We start from the raw sequence: 18,190 nt of genomic DNA on the forward strand, positions 1-18,190 counted from the left end.
AAGGTCGGTGTTTGTTCCGGGCAGGGCTTTGGTCCAGCTTGATAAGTGAGCTGGATCGACGATTTCGACCACGCTAATGCAGCGCGATCCAGCGGTAAGAGCCTCCTCAGAAGCGATGCTCATCGCTGTCCCGTTGCGTGGACACTCCGGTGCGCAGTGAGGCGTGGCGCAGGGCAATCTCAGGTCCTTCAGCGGGCCCTACTGGACCACGTAGCTCACGGTCAGGTTACGTTCCCACTCACTTTTGTCGCCAGTGGGAGTACGTATGTTTGAGTCGCTCTCGTACATGCCCAGGAAACTCAGGCCGGGAATCCCGACTTTCGCAAAGTCATAGTTATGGCGAGCCAGCCAAGTGGTTTCCCCGGCGCGCTGGAACTTGCCGATCTGAAGCAGGCGGTCGAGCCGTCGCCCTGGCTCAATCAGACTGCATCGCTGTCGCCGCTGACTTGTTGCAGGCCGGCGGCGAAGGTGGGGCCGTTCACTAGGTAGGTGAATTGCGCGCTGCTCAGGCGACTGTCGACCTTGCCTTTGGTGACGCCGTCGCCGTAGTAGTACTGCAAGGTCATGTCTTTGGTCGCTCTGTAATTCACGCACTGCGCGATTGCCTGTAAAGGGATCAGCTATCGATGGTGAATGCTGTGCCTATAAAAAGCAGAAATCTAAATCATCGGATTTCTGCTGTACACGGCCGCTATTCAAGGCGTGCAAACTATCGCCAATGCCCATCGCGGGTCAGTCTTCCGGCAGGTTATTGAATATTTTTTCCAGCGTTCCGTTCAGTTTGGTGATCTGGGCTTCGGTCAGGCCTTTGAAACTGGTGCGGAAGATATCGCTGGTGCCGTGCTGGATTTCTTCAATGGTATGGCGGCCGACATCGGTGAGTGAGACCTGAGTCACGCGTCCGTCGCTGGCGCTGGTGTTGGTTTCTACCAGGCCGTCGGCTTTCATGCGATAGACAATTTTGGTGATGGTCGAGAGCTTCGCGATGGCGTGGATGGAGATTTCCGAAATGCTCGACTCGCCATTTTCCTTGAGGATGAACAGAATCCGCCAGCGCGGTATGTCCATATCGATTTTTTTCAGCGCTTTCTCCATGGCCATGGAGTAGCGACCGTGCAGGCGAGCCAGCCAGTAGAAGGGAAACTCTTCCTTCTTGAAGTCTTCGCTGGCGGGGTTGTATCGGCTCAGGCGCTTTTTCGGGGTGGTCATAAAGGTTGGCGTAGTCTTTCAGGTGAGCGGGTTTGATAGCGGGCGTCATTGTCGCGCCGCCCGCGGCAAAAAACCAGCAGACACGCCGTAGCGTGCCTCAGGTGAGGACGTCAGGCCAGGCCTTCGTGTTTGAGGCTCTCACGGAAGTGGCGGCACCCCTTGATCAGCAAGAGCAGGGTGAGTGCGACGGCGAAGGCATTTAGCAGGGAAATCGATGAGCCGACCATGGCCGGATTTTTGAATAGCCGGTCGGTGAGCAGCGCGACCAGCGTGGTACCAAGACCCAGGCCGATCAGATTGGAAATCAGCAGGAACAGCGCGCTGATCTGCGCTCGCATCTGATTCGGCGGCAGGATTTGCATGGCCGCGGTCGAGGCCGGCATTGGGAACGAAGCGAAGAACATCGCCGGTGCCAGCAACGCCACGGACATCCACAGTTCGCTGACCTTGGTGAACGCGATGGCGGGCACGGCCATGCCGATCGCTCCGATGACTCCCGCACGGATCGGCGCATCGCTGTAGCCTTTTTTCGCCAGCCAGTCGATCAGCCAACCGCCACAAAACACGCCACTGGTATTGGCCAGCAGCACCACGATCCCGAGCATGTAGCCGGTATCGCTAGGGGCGAGGCCGAATTTGCGCATATAGAAGGCCGGGGTCCAGCTGAGCATGCAGAACAGTGTCATCGCGTAGAACGAAAACCCCAGGTAGTGGCAGAAAAAGGTCTTGCGGTGCACTGTCAGGAACTTGAATGCCTGTTTCATGCTGGGCGCGTGGACATTACCCGCCGCATCCAGCTTCAAGCCCTTGTTTGCCTTGACTCTATGCATCAGGCGCAGAGGCTGTTCCGGGCGCGCAGAAAGCGTTTGCGTGGCGTGAAAATTGCTTTCCATTTCCACTAAATTATCGACGTGCCTGCGGGTAACGGTGTCATTTTCTGGAGGTGCTTCAGCATGTTCGATCAACACTCTTCGCTCCGTCATCATTGCCTTCTGAGTTCCGGCGGGTTTGGCGAGGTCAAGGATCGGGTCAGTCATTACCTGTGGCCCCACCAGATGAAAATGCAGCAGGGCGGCGCCCTGCAATCGCAGCTGTATGGCGTGTTTTTCGGCAGCTCGGCGTTGTTCGATCTGCACTACGGTGCACCGGTGGAAATCGACGCCGGCGATATCAGTGGCTACTACCTGATTCGGGTCACCCTGGAAGGCAGCGGCATGGTCAGCCTGGGCAAGCAGAGCGCGATTTTGCGCAAGGGTGGGCTGACCATTTCTTCGCCTTCTGAACGCAGTTTTATTCGTATCGACAAGGACTGCCGCAACCTGATTTTGCGCGCCGATCGCCAAGCCCTCGAGCGTCAGCTGCAAGTGTTGCTCAACCGGCGTTTGCGTCAGCCGTTGCTGTTCGACATTCAGGTCGACGCCGAGCATCAGGGCATGGCGACGGTAAGGACCACCCTGGATTACATTTGCAAGCTCTATGGCGACGCCAGCCAGACGCTGCTGACCTCGACCATGGGCGGGAGCCTGTCGGACTATCTGCTGTCGGTGCTGCTGACGCAGTTGCCGCACAATTATTCGGTCGATCTGCTGCAAGACCAGCGCCAACCAATGCCTCACCACGTCAAGAAGGCCCGCGACTTCATCGAACAGCACCTGGCCGAACCGATTGCGCTGGCGGGCCTGGCGCAGTTCTGCGACGTGTCGATCCGCACCTTGCAAAATGGCTTCACGCGGTTTCTTCAGCAAACCCCCAGCGACTATGTCCGCACTCGTCGGCTGGCTTTGGTTCACGTAGCCCTGCAGCAGGCTGGCCCGACCGACAGCGTGACGGATATCCTGTTGCGTCACGCTGTCGCCAGCTTCGGTCATTTCGCCATGCAGTACCGCAAACAGTACGGCTGCCTGCCTTCCGAGACCCTGCGACGTCAGGCCTGATGCATGAGGATGAATCGTTCAGCCCTGTAGAAACCGATGGGCCAGGTCGAGTTGGGAGTTGGCCAGTTGATGCAGCTCCTCGCCGATCTGGGTACTGCGTCGGGACTGATCGCTGCTGGTTTGCGCCAAATTCACGATCTGGGAAATCTGGCCGTTGATCTCTTGCGCGACTTGACCTTGCTGTTCGATGGCCGAGGCCATTTGCAAACTCATGCCGGAGATCTGTCCGACTTCCTCGCAGATGCGCCGCAACGCGGTTTGGACCTGCGATACGTCTTCGCTTGATTCCCGCGCGGCCGATTCGCCGCGTTGCGCTGTGGCGAGGGCCAGGGCGCTGCCTTCACGCAACTGCTCGATGGAGCGCTGGATTTGTTCAGTGGATTCGCGGGTGCGGGTCGCGAGGCTGCGTACCTCATCGGCGACCACTGCGAAACCGCGTCCGGTCTCGCCGGCGCGTGCCGCTTCGATGGCCGCGTTCAGCGCCAGCAAATTGGTCTGTTCGGCGATACTGCGAATCACATGCGCGACGCCGCTGATTGATTCGATCGATTCCGCGAGGCGGCTGACGGCTTGGCCAATTTCCTCGACCGAGGTGCACAGGCCGGTCATCGAACGCTGGCTTTGCCCGGACATCCGGTCACCATCGCGAGCCAGGCGGTCGACGGCTTGGGTGGCTTCGGCCGCGTGTTGCAGGTTGCGCGACAGCTCTTGGATCGTGGCACTCATTTGATGGACCGCCGCGGCGGACTGCTCGGCTTCTTCAAGTTGCCGTTGCAGGTGCCCGGATTGGGTCTGCACCAGTGTCGACGATTCTTGCGCGCGTTGACGCACGGTCTCGCCGTTGATCCGGATGCGCGACATGACCGTGCGCATCCGCGTGTTCTGGCTGTTAAGGGCCATGTCAAAACGGTTGGCAACGCTGGCGCTGCCTTCCTGAAGCGGGGCCAGCAACGCGTCGCTGTAGACCTGATCGTGCCGGGCCATGATCCGGCGGACGTCCGCATGTTGTCTGGCTCGCCATTGCCAGCTCGCGGCGAATACTCCGCCGAGCACCAGAAGGCCGGGTGCCAGGTCGATCTGTCCGACAACCATGGCGCCCGTGACACCAAACCCCAGCAGCCAGGCGATGCCCTGAGTGCTGGCATGCTCCTGCATGCGCCGGGCAAAAGTCAGTGGGCCGTGGCCGTCATTCAAGCGTCGATAGAGTTTTTCCGCTCGCAGGCTTTGGGCGGCGTCCATCGGGTGATACGCCGTACCCAGCGCATTCAGCTGACCGCCCTCCAGCAGTGGCACCACATAGAGATTGCACCAGAACGTCGTGCCCTGTTTATCGCGACCCATCATGGGCGCTGTCCAGGGCACGCCGCTGCGCAAGGTCTCCCACATACGATCAATGACTCGCTTGGGCATCAGCGGATGATTGATCAGTTCGTGCGGTTGGTTCAGCAGCTCCTCTCGGGCGTAACCACTGAGCGCCACATAGGCATCGTTGCAGGCCATCAGATGGCCGAGAGTATCCAGGCGCGAGATCGGGATTTCTGGCTGCGCCGCAACGATGACCGGTGGCGTGTATTCCTTTGACTTAGCCACTGAATGCTCCCGCGATTACCAGCACTGGCCGCGTTCGGCGCGCATTTTGCGAACCATGGCGTCGAAAAATTTTACAGCGAAGCCGCTGTCCCGAATGAGCATGGCCGTGAGTTCGGCACACTTCTGGCTGATCGCTTCAGGCAGCGGATTGTCCTCACCGCCCAGAGCGCCGGCCTGGCACTGGATTTCGGCGGCGCGCTGCACTGTCCACAGCAGGAAGAACGCCTTGGCAATGCTGCTTTCGCCGACGGCAATGCCGTGATTGCGCAGCACCAGGATGTGCTTGTCACCAAGGCTGTCGATCATCCGCGCCTTTTCGTCGTCGAACAGCGTGATGCCTTCGAAGGTGTGGTAACCGATCCGTCCGTAGAGTTGCGCACCGTAAAAGTCGTTATGGGCAAAACCGGCCTTCTTCATGACGATGGCCGATATCGGCGTGGTGTGCGTATGGATCAGGCACTGGATGTCCGAACGGGCACCGTGCACCGCGCTGTGCAGGGCGAAACCGGCTGGGTTACCGTCGTAGGGCGAGTCCTCGAGCTTCTTGCCGTGCAGGTCGACTTTAAGCAGGTTCTCTGGCGTCACTTCGGTGTAATTGAGGCCGAACGGGTTGACCAGATAATGGTGCGCCGGGCCAGGAAGGCGTGCGGAAATATGGTTGAAGATCGTCTCGGTCCAGCCGAAGAAATCCACCAGGTGGTAGCAGTGCGCAAGTTGCACGCGCAGTGCCCATTCCTCGTCGCTGTACGCATGCGGTTTTGCCATTAGGGTGTGGTCCATGTCGGAGTCCTTGTCGTAGTGAGTCAGTGACGGGCCTGTTCGCCGCGAAAGCGTGCCAGGGCAATGAGGTGTCGAGTAACGGGCATCGGGATCGCCATGCCATCGGCCAACTCCAGCACTGCGTCGCCGATGGCGGCCAACTCCAGAGGGCGACCTTTTTCATAGTCCTGCAGCATCGAGGTGCGCACCGCGCCCATGCCGGCGCCGAGTTCGAGAAAGGTCCGTGGATCGATGCTCACGCGCGCGCCGTACGCGGCGGCCGTGAGCAAGGCTTCGTGCAGGCAACTGCTGACCAGGTCGCGCAACTCCGGCAGGCTGTAAAGTTGATCAAGCGTCGCGCCGGTAATCACTGAGAGCGGGTTGGAGGTGAGGTTGGCGATGATCTTGGTCCACAGATTGTCGCGAATGCGGTCGGTGGCTCGTGCTTCTATGCCGACACTTTCGATCAGTGCGCGCACACGCTCCAGCCGGGCGCTAAGGCGGTTGTCAGGCTCACCGAAAATCATCAGGTGCGGGGTGTTCGATTCAGCCACGGCGTTGGCCGGGCAGTGCGCGGTGATGAACACCACGCAGCCGATCACGTGGCGCAGGTCCAGGGCCTGGTTGAGTGTCGACTGCGGATCAACCGCGCTCACCCGTTGCCCTTCGTAGCGTCCACCTTCACCGTGGAAGTACCACCACGGCACGCCGTTGATCACCGGGATCACCGCCGTCTCGGCGCCGATCATCGGTTGCAGTTGTGGCAGCAGGCTGGCCAGGGCTTGTGCCTTGGTGCAGAGAAAAATCAGGTCTTGCACGCCAAGGCTGGCAGCGTTGTCGCTGGCCTCGACTCGCACATGATGATGACCGTCCAGATCGGATAAGTGGATGCCGTCACGGCGGATGGCGGTCAGGGTTTCACCTCGGGCCAGTACGTTGACCGTATGGCCGTTACCCGCAAGACGGGCCGCTAGGGTGCAGCCGATGGCACCGGCGCCGGCGATGCCGATGCGCAAGGAGGAAGCGTTCATCGTGACTCCGGATTATTCACAAGGGGGCGATAGGTTGTTGAACACAACAACAGTCCCCTGTAGGAAGGCCGGCTTGCTAGTAAGCCAGCTCCTGCAAGGGCGCGGTGTCAGTTGGCGAGCATTTCCTGATGCTTGCTGGCCAGGCCGAGATAGGCTTCGATCACGCGTGGGTCATCAGCCAGTTTCTGCGCCGGGCCTTGCATGGCGATCTGACCGGTTTCCAATACATAGGCGTAATCGGCTACCCGCAGGGCGGCACGCGCGTTCTGCTCGACCAGCAGAATCGATACCCCTTGCTCACGCAGCGCGGTGATGATGCGGAAGATCTCCCGGGTAATCAGCGGCGCCAGGCCCAGGCTCGGCTCGTCGAGCATCAGCAGCTTGGGCTTGGCCATCAGCGCCCGGCCCACGGCGAGCATCTGCCGTTCACCGCCGGACAACGTCGCCGCCAATTGCTCGCGGCGCTCCCACAGGCGCGGGAACAGTTCGTAGATTTCGCCAAGCGTTTCTCTGTAGCGACGGTCGCCCCGGCGATGGCGTTGAAAAGCGCCGAGCAGCAAGTTGTCGGCCACGCTCATGCTGGTGAACAATTCGCGTTTTTCCGGCACCAGGCCAAGGCCCCGCGAGACCATCACTTCCACTTCCGGCAAGGTTTCCAGGCTGCCGTCGAAATGCACCTGACCCCGGGAGCCAAGCACGCCCATGATGGCCGAAAGCAGGGTGGTCTTGCCGGCGCCGTTGGGGCCGATCACCGTCACAATCTGGCCCTTGCCGACGGTCAGGCTGGCGTCGCTCAGCGCTTCGACCTTGCCGTAGGCCACGCTCAGGCCTTTGATCTCCAGCACGGCGTCGTCGACTTGGTTGCGCGGTGCGAGGTGCGGTTCCACTTGCATGTTCATCATTCAACTCCTCCCAGATAGGCTTCCAGCACGGCCGGATCCTTCTGTACGTCTTCGGGCAAGCCCTGGGCGATCCGCTGACCGAACTCCATGACCACCACGCGATCGACCAGGCCCATGACGAAGTCCATGTCGTGCTCGACCAGCAGAATCGCCATCCCTTCGCTGCGCAGGCGACTGAGCAGGATGCCAAGGGCTTCTTTTTCTTTCAGTCGCAGGCCAGCGGCGGGTTCGTCGAGCAGCAGCAGGCACGGATCGGCGCACAAGGCGCGGGCGATTTCTAGAATCCGCTGTTGGCCGAGTGCCAGGCTCCCTGCCTCTTCATACAAATAGTCGCCCAGGCCTACGCGCTCAAGCTGACGTCTGGCTTCGCCGAGCAGTTCGGCTTCCTCGCGACGATCAAGGTGCAGGGCCGCCGCCAGCACGCCTTGTTGGCCACGCAAATGCGCGCCAATGGCGACGTTCTCCAACACGCTCATGTTGCCCAGCAGCTTCACGTGCTGAAAGGTGCGACTCATGCCCATGCGCGCCACTTGCCGGGAGTTCAGGCCGTTGATCTTTTGACCCATGAACAGCACATCGCCGCTGCTCGGTGTATCGACGCCGGAGAGCTGGTTGAACATGGTGCTTTTGCCGGCACCGTTGGGACCGATCAGCGCGAGGATTTCACCCGAACGGATTTCCAGGCTCATGTCGTTGTTGGCCACCAGTCCGCCGAAGCGCTTGGTCACATTCCGCGCCTCAAGGATCAGCTCGCCATGTTTGGGCAGTTGCCGGCGGGGAATGGGTGCAGCCTTGGCGTCGACATTCAGGACCTTGGCGCGGACCCTGAACCGGGCCGGTATCAGGCGCGTCAACAAGGGCCACAGACCACACGGTGCGCGCTGCATAAGCACCACGATCAGGATGCCGAATACGATGATTTCGTAGTTGCCGGTGTTACCCAGCAAGTGCGGCAACCAGTCCTGCAACCATTGTTTGAGCATGGTCAGGACGCCCGCGCCGAGCAGGGCGCCCCACACGCTGCCGACACCACCGATCAGGGCCATGAACAGGTAATCGATGCCCATGTTCAAACCGAACGGCGTTGGGTTGACGAAGCGTTGGGTGTGCGCATAGAGCCAGCCGGAAATGGCCGCGAACACCGCAGAGATGACGAAGATCACCATCTTCGAGCGGAAGGTGTTGACCCCCATCGACTCGGCCATTACCTGGCCTCCCTTAAGTGCGCGAATGGCGCGGCCTTCGCGAGAATTCAGGAGGTTCTGCGTGACGACGATTGCCAGCAACAGCAGGGCCCAGATCAGGTAGAAAATATTCTCGCCCTTATCCAGCTTCAGGCCGAACAATGAAATCGATGGCAAGCCGCCGACGCCGGTATGACCGCCGAGGGATTCCAGGGTGCCGAACAAGTAGTACAGCGAAAGGCCCCAGGCAATGGTTCCCAGCGGCAGGTAATGCCCTGACAACTTGAGTGTCAGGGCGCCGAGAATCAGTGCCACTGAGGCGGTGAGCACCACGCCCGCCAGCAGCGTCAGCCACGGTGACGCTCCGGCCCAGGCCAACCATGCCGGCAGTTGTTCAGTGGTGGTCAGGTAGGCTGAGGTGTAGGCGCCCAGCCCGACGAACGCGGCCTGACCGAAACTGGTCATGCCGCCGACACCCGTGAGCAGCACCAACCCCAATACGACCATGGCGTACATGCCGATGTAATTGAGCAGGGTGACGTAGTACGGCGGCAACAGCAGCGGCGCGACGCCCACCACCAGTAACAGGGCAAGCAACAGATAGCGCGAATTCATTCTTCTTCCTCCACATGACGACTGGTGAACGAACGCCAAAGCAGGAACGGAATAATCAGCGTGAACACGATGATCTCTTTGTAGATACTGGCCCAGAACATCGAGAATGCTTCGATCAGGCCCACCGCCAGAGCGCCGAGCGCGGCGACCGGATAGCTAACCAGTCCGCCGATGATCGCGCCGACAAAGCCTTTGAGGCTGATGACGAAACCGGAATCGAAATACAGCGTGGTGATCGGCGCGATCAGGATCCCCGACAGCGTGCCGATCAGCGCGGCGAGCAGGAAGGTCGACTTGCCCGCGAGGGTCGGCGAAATACCCATCAGCCGGGCACCCATGCGGTTGACCGCGGTGGCACGCAGGGCTTTGCCATACAGCGTGCGCTCGAAGAACAGGTACAGCCCGACGATCAGCCCCAGGGACACGGCCAGCACCCAGAGCGTCTGGCTGTTGAAGGTGACCGGGCCCAGTTCCAGGCCAGCTTCGGAGAACGGTTGGGTGCGGGCGCCTTCAGGGCCGAACAGCAACAGCGCAATACCGACCATGCTGACGTGCACGGCGATCGATACAATCAGCAAGACCAATGAGCTGGCCGAGGCGATCGGCTGGAACACCAGTCGGTAGATTTGCGGGCCCAGCGGAACAACCAACGCCAGCGTCAACAAAGCCTGGACCGCCATCGGCAATTCGGCCAACGGCAAGGTGTTGATCAACACCGCCAGCAGGCCTGTATAGCCAAGCTTGAAGAGAATGCGCACGGGGAACCGAAAGGCCTGGCTTGAACGTGCCGCGCCCCATACATCGAGTGCACAGTCGATCAGCGTCAGGCCGAGCAGCAGCCAGACCAGAGCAGTCGGGTGACCGCTCTGCAACGTGGCCATGGTCAAGGCGCCGTAGGTCACGAATTCACCCTGGGGAATCAACAGGATCCGGGTCACGGTGAACACCAGGAGGATCGACAGGGCCAACAGCGCATAGATCGCGCCGTTGGTCATACCGTCCTGGCCCAGCAGCATGGCTATCTGGAAATTCATAATGAGAGCTCTTTTCTACAGATTGAATATCAGGCCCGATTGCCGGCGCGGGTTGACTCGCCGGCAATCGGGCAGGGCGCGCAGTGGGCTGTGCGCCCGGGTTTCGATCAGTTGTCGTGCAACAACATCCAGTTGCCGTTCTTCACCACGATCAATTCGCGACCGCGCTCGTCGAAGCCGCTGTGGTCCTGAGGCGTCATGTTGTAAACGCCTTGGGTGCCGGCCAGTTCGTGGCTTTGCTCAAGCGCATCACGCAGGGCTGCACGAAATTCGGGAGTGCCCGGTGCCGCTTTTTTGGCTGCAATCGGGATCGCCTGCTGTAGCAGCAGACCGGCATCGAAGGTGTTCCCGCCGAAGGTCGCCGGCTTGCTGCCGTTGAGCTTTTCGTAGGCCGTGGTGTAGTTGCTGGCGATTTTCTTCGAAGGATGGCTGTCCGGGATTTCATCCAGTACCAGCATCAGGCTGGCCGCCAGAATGGTGCCCTCGACTTTCTTGCCGCCCAGCTTGAGGAAGTCTTGCAGCGCCGCGCCGTGGGTCTGGTAGACCTGGCCGCGATAGCCCTGATCGAACAGGGTGGTCTGCGGCATCACCGCCGAACTGCCCGGCGCTGCGACCAGCACTGCATCGGGGCGGGTGGCGAGAATTTTCAGGCTCTGCCCGGTGACCGAAGTGTCCTGGCGCTGAAAGCGCTCGTTGGCCACGACCTTGATATTCTGCTGCGCTGCCAGGCCGGCCATGACCTTGGCCCAGTTCTCGCCATAAGGGTCGCCGGTGCCGATGAAGCCGAGAGTTTTCACGCCTTTTTTAGCCATGTGTTCGAACAGCGCCTTGGCGATCAGGTCATCGTTCTGCGTGGTCTTGAATACCCATTTCTTCTGCTCGGTCATTGGCAGCACCACTGCAGCGGTGCCGACCGGTGCCAGCAATGGCACGCCTGCCTCGGCGACGAACTGGATCACGCCCATGGCGTTGGGCGAGCCGCTCGGGCCGATGATGGCATCGACATTTTCTTCGTCGATCAGCTTCTTCAGCGCCTTCACCGTAGCGGTCGGGTCGCTCGCATCATCCAGAGAAATGTATTTCACCACCTGGTCGCCGGCCTGGGTCGGCAGCAACGGCACGGTGTTTTTCTGTGGTAGTCCGACCAGTGCGATCGGTCCGGTGGAGGAGGTAATGACACCGACTTTCACATCCGCCTGCGCAGCGGCGGCGCAGGCGGCACTCAACAACAACGTGGGCACGGCTTTTCTGAAAAGCATGACTTTCTCCGAAGAGTTGCAACGCTGCAAAAGGCTAATGGCCAGCCTTCCCGACCACGACGTGGTGCGAGTACGGCCCTGTTTTAGTTATCGAACTGTGGCGACACCCATGGTTTGTTACCGAGCCATCAGGGTGCTGCTCGACCATGAGCGATCGGTCGAAGGCGAAGAGGGCAAAAGCAGATTGCATGCCAGAAATTTTTCGGTGCAAGGCAGAAAGCCGTTACTGCGATGCCTGATGCGAACGCTTTGAGGCGGGCCGGCCAAGGTGATCCGAAGGGCTGGCAGTGGGGCATGTTAAGGGCGGGAAAAACCCGCAGCACGCCATATCAAACAAGGCTTTGATCTGGATCAAGGAAGCGCTCAAATGACCAAAAACCACCTGATAATAAAATCAAAAAACAGTGATTTTTTACGCTGTTTTTGGCTGTAATTTTTGGGCTGATTTATTTTTTCCTGTTTGCTTTTTCAGCGAGGCCTCTGCTCAATATTTTTCTGAATGTTTCGATGCTTTCTGTTCGTTAAATACAATTAACTAACTGATTTATAAGGTAAAAATATAAAATATTCAGGATTTTTCGTTTTTACGGCAGTGTTACCAAACTGCACGCCGTTGGTGCGAAAAGAGAAAGTCTGCACCGAAAATACACACTCTTTTATTTGGTAAAATTCAATTGACATTTCACGTAAATATTACGATTTTAGATTTAAGCGTTTTCCCCGGCCCTCGTGCCGAGGTCATCCGTTCTGGTGACACATAACGAGCAGGTAAAGAACATGTCGATCGTTGTTGAGGATTTAGCCTTAGGAGGGAATGGCCTTTCGGTCATGGTGAAAGACACCATCGATATCGCCGGCTATCCGACCCGCGCTTCAAGCCGCGCCCTGGCCGATGCGCCGGCGGCAGGCGAACATGCACGCGTGGTCCAGTCTGTTCTGGATGCGGGCTGCCGGATCACCGGTAAAACCAGCCTGCATGAATTGGCATTCGGCACCACCGGCCTCAACGCATGGACTGGCACGGCCTCCAATCCGCGCTATCCGGGCTATATACCGGGCGGCTCTTCCAGTGGTTCGGCAGCTGCGGTGGCGGCAGGCCTTTGCGACTTCGCGCTGGGCACCGATACCGGCGGTTCGGTACGGATTCCAGCGGCGTGCTGTGGTGTATTTGGTCTCAAGCCAACCTTTGGTCGTGTCAGCCGTCAGGGTGTGATGCCTGCGCGCAGTACCCTCGATTGCGTAGGTCCCCTGGCACGGGATATGGAACGCTTGATTGAAGCGATGCACATCATTGATCCCTCGTTCGCCTCCATCCCGGTGCCTGAGCATCTTGCTATCGGCGTGGTCGCGGTAGAGGCCAACGAACAAATCCACTCGGTGGTGAACCAGGCGCTGGGCCGTTCGCGCTTCAAGTTACTTGAGCAGAAGCTGCCTGGCATGGCCGCCGCGTATGACGCCGGCATGGTGATCATCAACGCCGAAACCTGGGCAGCGTGTGGCCATCTTCTGCAAACCTGTCGGGTTGGCAGCGATGTCGCCGACCGTCTGCGCGCGGCCAGTCTGACCACGGCCGAGTCCGTTGAAGAAGCCGAAATCATCCGTCGCGCGTTTATCGCAGAAGTGGACGCAGCCTTGGCCATCACCCCGATTCTGGCCATGCCGACCATGCCCGACTTCCCGTTGCTGGTCGCCGACGCGGCCGACACTCGCGCCGCCCTGGGCATGACCTCCCTGGTGCGTGCTTTCAACCTTTCCGGTCATCCGGCTCTGAGCATTCCTCTGGAAAGCGCCTCGGGACTTCCGGTCGGCCTTCAACTCATTGCCGCCCATGGCGCGGACGAACTGCTGTGTGCAGTCGCCCGCGAACTGGTCCGGCGCCTGGAAGAGTAATCGTGATGCTTACTATGGAGAAACCCATGACTGCGCCAAGCGAGCTGAATCACCAGCGCTGCGTGCCGATCACGGCGAATGAAGCGTTTCAGAAACTGCTGGTCGAGATTCGTGCGCGTGCTCGAAGCGAAGAATTCGACCAACAAAAATTCATCTCGCAGGACGTTATCGAGCAGTTCCGCAAGCTCGGCGTCTATCGGGCTCTGGTGCCCAAACGCTTCGGCGGCGACGAGCGTTCGCCGGCCGAGTTTTGCCAGATGGTGGAAGATATCTCGTTCGCCGATGGCTCCGCCGGTTGGGTCGCCAGCTTCGGTATGAGCCCGGTTTACCTGGCGGCGTTGCCGCTGGAAACCATCAAGAAAATCTATGCCGATTCGCCTGACGTGGTGTTCGCCGGCGGGATCTTCCCTCCGCAGCCTGCATCCTTTGTTGACGGTGGCCTGGAGGTCAATGGGCGCTGGAAATTTTCCAGCGGTTGCATGGGCGCGTCGCTCATCGGCGTGGGTATCAGCCCGAAAAATGGCGAGATGCTCGGCCTGCCACGACTGGCGGTGATGCCTCGGGAAAAGGTCAGAATCGAGGAAACCTGGAATGTCGTCGGCCTGGTCGGCACTGGTAGCCATGATGTCGTCGTCGAAGGCGTGGTGGTGCCGGAGGAGTGGACCTTCGTACGCGGCGGTCCATCGAGTCTTGACGAGCCGTTCTTCCGCTATCCGTCACTGTCGTTCGCCACACAGGTGTTGTCTGTGGTTGGCCTGGGCGTTGCTCGTGCGGCACTTGATGAGTTGAGCGGCATGGCCAGTGGCCGAATCTCCGTGACCGGTGCGCCGTCGTTGTCCGACCGGCCGCTGGCCCAGGTCGAGATGGCCAAGGCCGAAGCGTCGCTGCGCGCTGCACGTTCGTGGTTCTACCAGTCCATCGACGATGCCTGGACCAGCGTTCTGGCCGGCGACCCGGTGAGCGTCGAGCAGACCAATATGCTGCGCTTGTCTTCGACCCACGCCACGCGTGTCGCCGCCGATGTTGCGCGCACCGCGCAAATGCTATCGGGAATGAGCGGGGTGTACCGCACCAGTCCTCTGTCGCGTTTTGTCAACGACACCCAAGTCATTACCCAGCACGCCTTCATGGGCGATATGACCTACCAGAACGCGGGCGCGATCTTCTTCGGCAATAAGCCGCTGCCTGGCTACCTGTAATTTTTTCCTACTGATTGGTGAACCCCATGACCGATAAAAAAGCCCTGCGAGTTTTGTTCTGCATAGGCATCAACCAAAACTTTTTCGATGCTCCGCGTCCTGAAGCGCTGGAAGTCTGGGCCGCTTTCGGCGCCATGTGGAACGGCATCGCCGACCTGCCAGGCGTCACCGTGCTGGGCAACATGGACGACGATCAGAGCATGGTCGGCCCGTCTGCCGGCTGGCCCTGGACGACTTACTTGCTGGCCGATGTACCCGACATCGAAACCGTCCACGCCGCCTGCAATCTGTTTCGCACCACGGATGTCGGCAATGGCCCTTACAAACTCTGGAAGTATTGCAAGGTCGAGGCCCGTACCGGTCGCGAACTGATCATCCAGCGCTGAGTCGAGAGAAGTCGCCATGTCATCACAAGAGCATTTGCGCGCACTGGAACAGCGGCTCGAGCAGTTGGAAAGCGAGAACGCGATCCGCGCCTGCATGAATCGCTACATGTCTTTGTGCGACGAGCTGGGCGTGGATTCCCCGCTCGAGGAACTGGCCGGGTTGTTCACCGAGCAGGCGATCTGGGAAGGTAAGGGTGCCAAGTACCAGAATAGCTTTGGCGGTTACCACGGGCGTGAGGCGATCAAAGCGATGTTCGCAACCTACATGGTCGAACCGGCGCACTTTTCGCTGAACGTGCACTTCCTGACCTCGGAACTGATCCGGGTCAGCGGTGAGACCGCAGATGCCAGTTGGGTGATGTTGCAGACTTCGACCTTTGCCTCGGGTGCCTCGCACCTCAACAGCGCCCGCCTGACCGTGCGGTTCGCCCAGAAAAAAGGGCAGTGGCGCATGGCGCATTTTCAGACCGAGAACCTGTTCAGCCGACCGGTAGACACCTGGAACAATGCCGCGCACCTGCCCGTACCTGGTAAGTCCGGCCAGTCCTGAAAGTAACACCCAGAATTCTTAGAGTCGGCGAATAATGCCGACGAGGAGTGATCGTGAGTAACCTGATAAACACCGTAACGCTCGACGCCAGTCCTTCCGATCTGGTCCTGCATGACCGCGTTCACACGTCGCTGTACACCGACAGCAAAATCTTCGATCAGGAGCTGGACAAGATTTTCTACAGCACCTGGATCTGGGTCGCTCACGGCAGTGAGATCCCGGAGTCCGGCAGCTACAAGAGCACCTATATCGGCAAGCAGCCGGTGATCGTCGTGCGCGACCGCAAGAAAGAAGTGCATGTGTTGCTCAACCGCTGCCGCCATCGTGGCGCAACGGTGTGCGAACACAAGAAGGGTAAGACCAACAGTTTTGTCTGCCCTTATCACGGCTGGAGCTATGCCCTGGATGGCAGCTTGCGCGGTGTGCCGCACCCGGAAAGCTACGCCGATTGCCTGGACAAGGGCGAACTGCCTTTGGTCAGCCTGCGTGTCGAGCAATACAACGGCATGATCTTCGCCACCTTCAAGGATGACATCGAGCCCCTCGCTGACTTCCTCGGCCCGGCAAAGAAGTGGATCGACCTGTTCATGAAGCAGGGCGCCGGCTACCCGGTCAAAGTGGGTGGAGAGCACCGCTTCCGCTTCCCCGGCAACTGGAAGATCCAGCTGGAAAACACCACCGACGCCTACCACTTCCCGCTGGTGCACAAGTCGTTCCTGTCGTCCGTGGATGAACAGACTCTGGAGCTCTTCGACTTCGTCGAAGGACCGGGCTACGTCGAAGACCTCGGCAACGGACACAGCGTGATGGTGATGATCCCTGACCTGGTCGACCTGGAAGCCAACCTCGACTTGCCGATCCCTGAGCGTTTCGAAGACCTGGCCGCGCAGTTGCGCGCCGAAGGCCAGGACGAAGAATCGGTCCGTCGCATCGTGCGTGCGGTCGGCGGTTCGGGCTTCAACCTCAACCTGTTCCCGAACATCGCTTGTTCCATGGCGTTCTTCCGGGTGTTGCAACCGATCGCGGTGAACGAAACCGAAATCCATCACGCCGTCATCACCATGGACGGTGGCCCGGCCGTGGCCAACCGCTATCGCCTGCGCCTGCATGAGCACTTCCAGGGCCCGATGGGTTTTGGTACCCCGGACGATTCCGAAGCCTGGGAGCGCGTACAGCGCGGCGCCAGTGCCGGCACCGATCTGTGGATCATGCTCAACCGCGGCTTGCCGGGTGAAAAGGCATCCGAAGACGGGCTGGTGAGCGATGTGAGCGCCGAGACCGGCATGCGTGCTGGCTACCAGCAGTGGAAAAAGATGATGTCGGCCTGAGTGACGGAGAACACCATGAACAATCTGCAATTGCTCAACCAAGTCAGCGCTTTCATCTGGCAGGAAGCGGACATGCTCGATCACGGCGATTTCGTCGACTGGCTCGATCTGTGGACCGAGAACGCGACCTACATCATCCCGATCGATCCGCTGGAAACCGACTTCGAGAACACCCTGAACTACGCCTACGATGATCACCACATGCGTCAGTTGCGTGTCACCCGATTGACCAGCGGCGAATCGATTTCGACCACCCCGCGGGCACGCACCGTGCGCAGTCAGTCGCGCTTTCGCGTGCTTTCAGATGAAGACGGAATTGTCACCGTGCGTTGTGCGCAGAACCTGCGTGAGTTCCGCAAGGATGTGCTCAAGCAGTACACCGCCGATGTCACGTTTGAACTGGTGCGCAGCGGTGACAGTTTCAAGATTCAGCGCAAGGTGATCCAGCTGATCAACTCCACCGATACCCTCGCCGGTATCGGCTACATCCTCTGAGGACGTTGCCATGACACAGGTTGCATTGGTCACCGGCGCGGCCCAGGGGCTGGGCAAAAGCATTGCCGAGCAACTGCTGAACGCCGGCTATCGGGTCGTGATCAGCGACCGTTCGCTGGAATCAGCACGGGTCACCGCCACTGAACTCGATGCCACGGGTGAACGGGTCCTGGCGCTCAAGCTCGATGTATCGAGGAAGGCCGATTTCGAAGACGCGCTGGCGGCCGTCGTGGCGCATTGGGGTGAATTGCAGGTGGTGGTGAACAACGCCGCGATGACCATGACCACACCGGTGATGCAGATCAGCCCGGAAGAGTTCGACCGTGTTGTGAGCGTCAATCAGCGCGGCACTTTTGTCGGCTGCCAGGTGTTCGGCAGCTATCTGGCGGCCCAGGGTTACGGGAGGATCATCAACATGGCTTCCCTGGCCGGGCAGAACGGCGGCACCGCAACCGGCGCGCATTACGCCGCATCCAAGGGCGCCATCATTACCTTGACCAAGATCTTCGCCAAGGAGCTGGCGGCGTCCGGTGTCACGGTCAACGCTATCGCCCCGGGCCCTATCGAATCGCCGGCGGTGCGCGCCGCCGTGCCGCCCGAGCGCCTGGAAAAACTGATAGAGGCGATCCCGGTCAAGCAATTGGGTAACGCCGCGTTCATCGGCAAGCTGATCGTGCAACTGGCCAGCGAAGACGCCTACTTCACCACCGGGGCGACCTGGGATGTGAACGGCGGGATCTTCATGCGCTGAGTCCACGGTTACACGGTTTGAAAAAGCAGTCGGGGGTGCCCAGATGCGCCCCCTTACAACGAAATCGGGATGGT

Annotated in this window: 19 protein-coding genes; 8 read left to right on the forward strand and 11 right to left on the reverse strand. The window is 59.8% G+C overall.

Translation table 11 applies throughout. The features are described 5' to 3' along the window. Positions 1-198: 198 nt before the first annotated feature. From RHM55_RS24950 to RHM55_RS24960, 4 genes are all read right to left on the reverse strand, one after another. Positions 199-495, reverse strand: a complete 297-nt coding sequence (locus RHM55_RS24950) for an OprD family outer membrane porin (protein ID WP_407074678.1) — start codon at positions 493-495, stop codon at positions 199-201. Then, positions 420-590 (reverse strand): hypothetical protein, encoded by a 171-nt coding sequence (locus RHM55_RS26115; RefSeq protein WP_407074679.1) that lies wholly within the window; start codon positions 588-590, stop codon positions 420-422. The genes RHM55_RS24950 and RHM55_RS26115 overlap by 76 nt, the downstream gene beginning before the upstream one ends. Before the next feature lie 142 nt (positions 591-732). Continuing rightward, positions 733-1,209 (reverse strand): MarR family winged helix-turn-helix transcriptional regulator, encoded by a 477-nt coding sequence (locus tag RHM55_RS24955; protein WP_084317873.1) that lies wholly within the window; start codon positions 1,207-1,209, stop codon positions 733-735. Positions 1,210-1,319: 110 nt separating this feature from the next. Then, complete coding sequence (locus RHM55_RS24960; RefSeq protein WP_322178792.1) at positions 1,320-2,177, reverse strand: MFS transporter; 858 nt, start codon at positions 2,175-2,177, stop codon at positions 1,320-1,322. Between RHM55_RS24960 and RHM55_RS24965 the strand changes: the two genes are divergently transcribed. Then, positions 2,163-3,143: an AraC family transcriptional regulator gene (locus tag RHM55_RS24965; RefSeq protein WP_322178793.1), complete on the forward strand. Its 981-nt coding sequence runs from the start codon at positions 2,163-2,165 to the stop codon at positions 3,141-3,143. The genes RHM55_RS24960 and RHM55_RS24965 overlap by 15 nt on opposite strands. Positions 3,144-3,161: 18 nt before the next feature. Here the strand turns inward: RHM55_RS24965 and RHM55_RS24970 are convergent, their stop codons facing one another. The 7 genes from RHM55_RS24970 to RHM55_RS25000 form a co-directional block, all read right to left on the reverse strand. Next, entirely contained in the window at positions 3,162-4,643 is a 1,482-nt protein-coding gene (locus tag RHM55_RS24970; protein ID WP_416152035.1) for a methyl-accepting chemotaxis protein, read from the reverse strand. 105 nt (positions 4,644-4,748) lie between these two features. Next, on the reverse strand, positions 4,749-5,513 hold the full coding sequence (locus tag RHM55_RS24975) for a class II aldolase/adducin family protein (RefSeq protein ID WP_322178795.1): 765 nt from the start codon (positions 5,511-5,513) through the stop codon (positions 4,749-4,751). Positions 5,514-5,536: 23 nt separating this feature from the next. Then, positions 5,537-6,523, reverse strand: a complete 987-nt coding sequence (locus RHM55_RS24980) for a 2-dehydropantoate 2-reductase (protein WP_322178796.1) — start codon at positions 6,521-6,523, stop codon at positions 5,537-5,539. Between the two features lie 107 nt (positions 6,524-6,630). Then, on the reverse strand, positions 6,631-7,425 hold the full coding sequence (locus RHM55_RS24985; protein WP_322178797.1) for an ABC transporter ATP-binding protein: 795 nt from the start codon (positions 7,423-7,425) through the stop codon (positions 6,631-6,633). After that, positions 7,422-9,224, reverse strand: a complete 1,803-nt coding sequence (locus tag RHM55_RS24990; protein ID WP_322178798.1) for a branched-chain amino acid ABC transporter ATP-binding protein/permease — start codon at positions 9,222-9,224, stop codon at positions 7,422-7,424. Before RHM55_RS24990 ends, RHM55_RS24985 begins: the two co-directional genes overlap by 4 nt. Continuing rightward, a complete protein-coding gene (locus RHM55_RS24995; RefSeq protein ID WP_322178799.1) occupies positions 9,221-10,258 on the reverse strand; it encodes a branched-chain amino acid ABC transporter permease in 1,038 nt (345 codons plus the stop codon). Before RHM55_RS24995 ends, RHM55_RS24990 begins: the two co-directional genes overlap by 4 nt. A gap of 107 nt (positions 10,259-10,365) precedes the next feature. Beyond that, complete coding sequence (locus RHM55_RS25000) at positions 10,366-11,517, reverse strand: ABC transporter substrate-binding protein (protein ID WP_322178800.1); 1,152 nt, start codon at positions 11,515-11,517, stop codon at positions 10,366-10,368. A gap of 777 nt (positions 11,518-12,294) precedes the next feature. Between RHM55_RS25000 and RHM55_RS25005 the strand changes: the two genes are divergently transcribed. From RHM55_RS25005 to RHM55_RS25035, 7 genes are read left to right on the forward strand one after another with little or no spacing between them, the layout of a single operon-like run. After that, positions 12,295-13,407, forward strand: a complete 1,113-nt coding sequence (locus RHM55_RS25005) for an amidase (RefSeq protein WP_322178801.1) — start codon at positions 12,295-12,297, stop codon at positions 13,405-13,407. 26 nt (positions 13,408-13,433) lie between these two features. Further along, the gene (locus tag RHM55_RS25010) at positions 13,434-14,606 is read left to right on the forward strand and encodes an acyl-CoA dehydrogenase family protein (RefSeq protein WP_322178802.1); all 1,173 of its coding nucleotides are present in this window, start codon (positions 13,434-13,436) and stop codon (positions 14,604-14,606) included. 26 nt (positions 14,607-14,632) lie between these two features. Then, positions 14,633-14,992 (forward strand): IacB protein, encoded by a 360-nt coding sequence (locus RHM55_RS25015; protein WP_084317862.1) that lies wholly within the window; start codon positions 14,633-14,635, stop codon positions 14,990-14,992. A 16-nt stretch (positions 14,993-15,008) separates the two neighbouring features. Beyond that, the gene (locus RHM55_RS25020; RefSeq protein WP_322178803.1) at positions 15,009-15,542 is read left to right on the forward strand and encodes a nuclear transport factor 2 family protein; all 534 of its coding nucleotides are present in this window, start codon (positions 15,009-15,011) and stop codon (positions 15,540-15,542) included. Positions 15,543-15,595: 53 nt separating this feature from the next. Further along, positions 15,596-16,870 carry an aromatic ring-hydroxylating dioxygenase subunit alpha gene (locus RHM55_RS25025; RefSeq protein ID WP_322178804.1) on the forward strand — a complete coding sequence of 425 codons (1,275 nt, stop codon included), beginning with the start codon at positions 15,596-15,598 and terminating at the stop codon, positions 16,868-16,870. A 15-nt stretch (positions 16,871-16,885) separates the two neighbouring features. Further along, positions 16,886-17,365, forward strand: coding sequence for an aromatic-ring-hydroxylating dioxygenase subunit beta (locus tag RHM55_RS25030; protein WP_322178805.1), 480 nt, complete (start codon positions 16,886-16,888; stop codon positions 17,363-17,365). 10 nt (positions 17,366-17,375) lie between these two features. Beyond that, entirely contained in the window at positions 17,376-18,116 is a 741-nt protein-coding gene (locus RHM55_RS25035) for an SDR family NAD(P)-dependent oxidoreductase (protein WP_322178806.1), read from the forward strand. Positions 18,117-18,190: the final 74 nt, after the last annotated feature.

This window comes from Pseudomonas sp. MH9.2, from assembly GCF_034353875.1.
Classification (GTDB): domain Bacteria; phylum Pseudomonadota; class Gammaproteobacteria; order Pseudomonadales; family Pseudomonadaceae; genus Aquipseudomonas.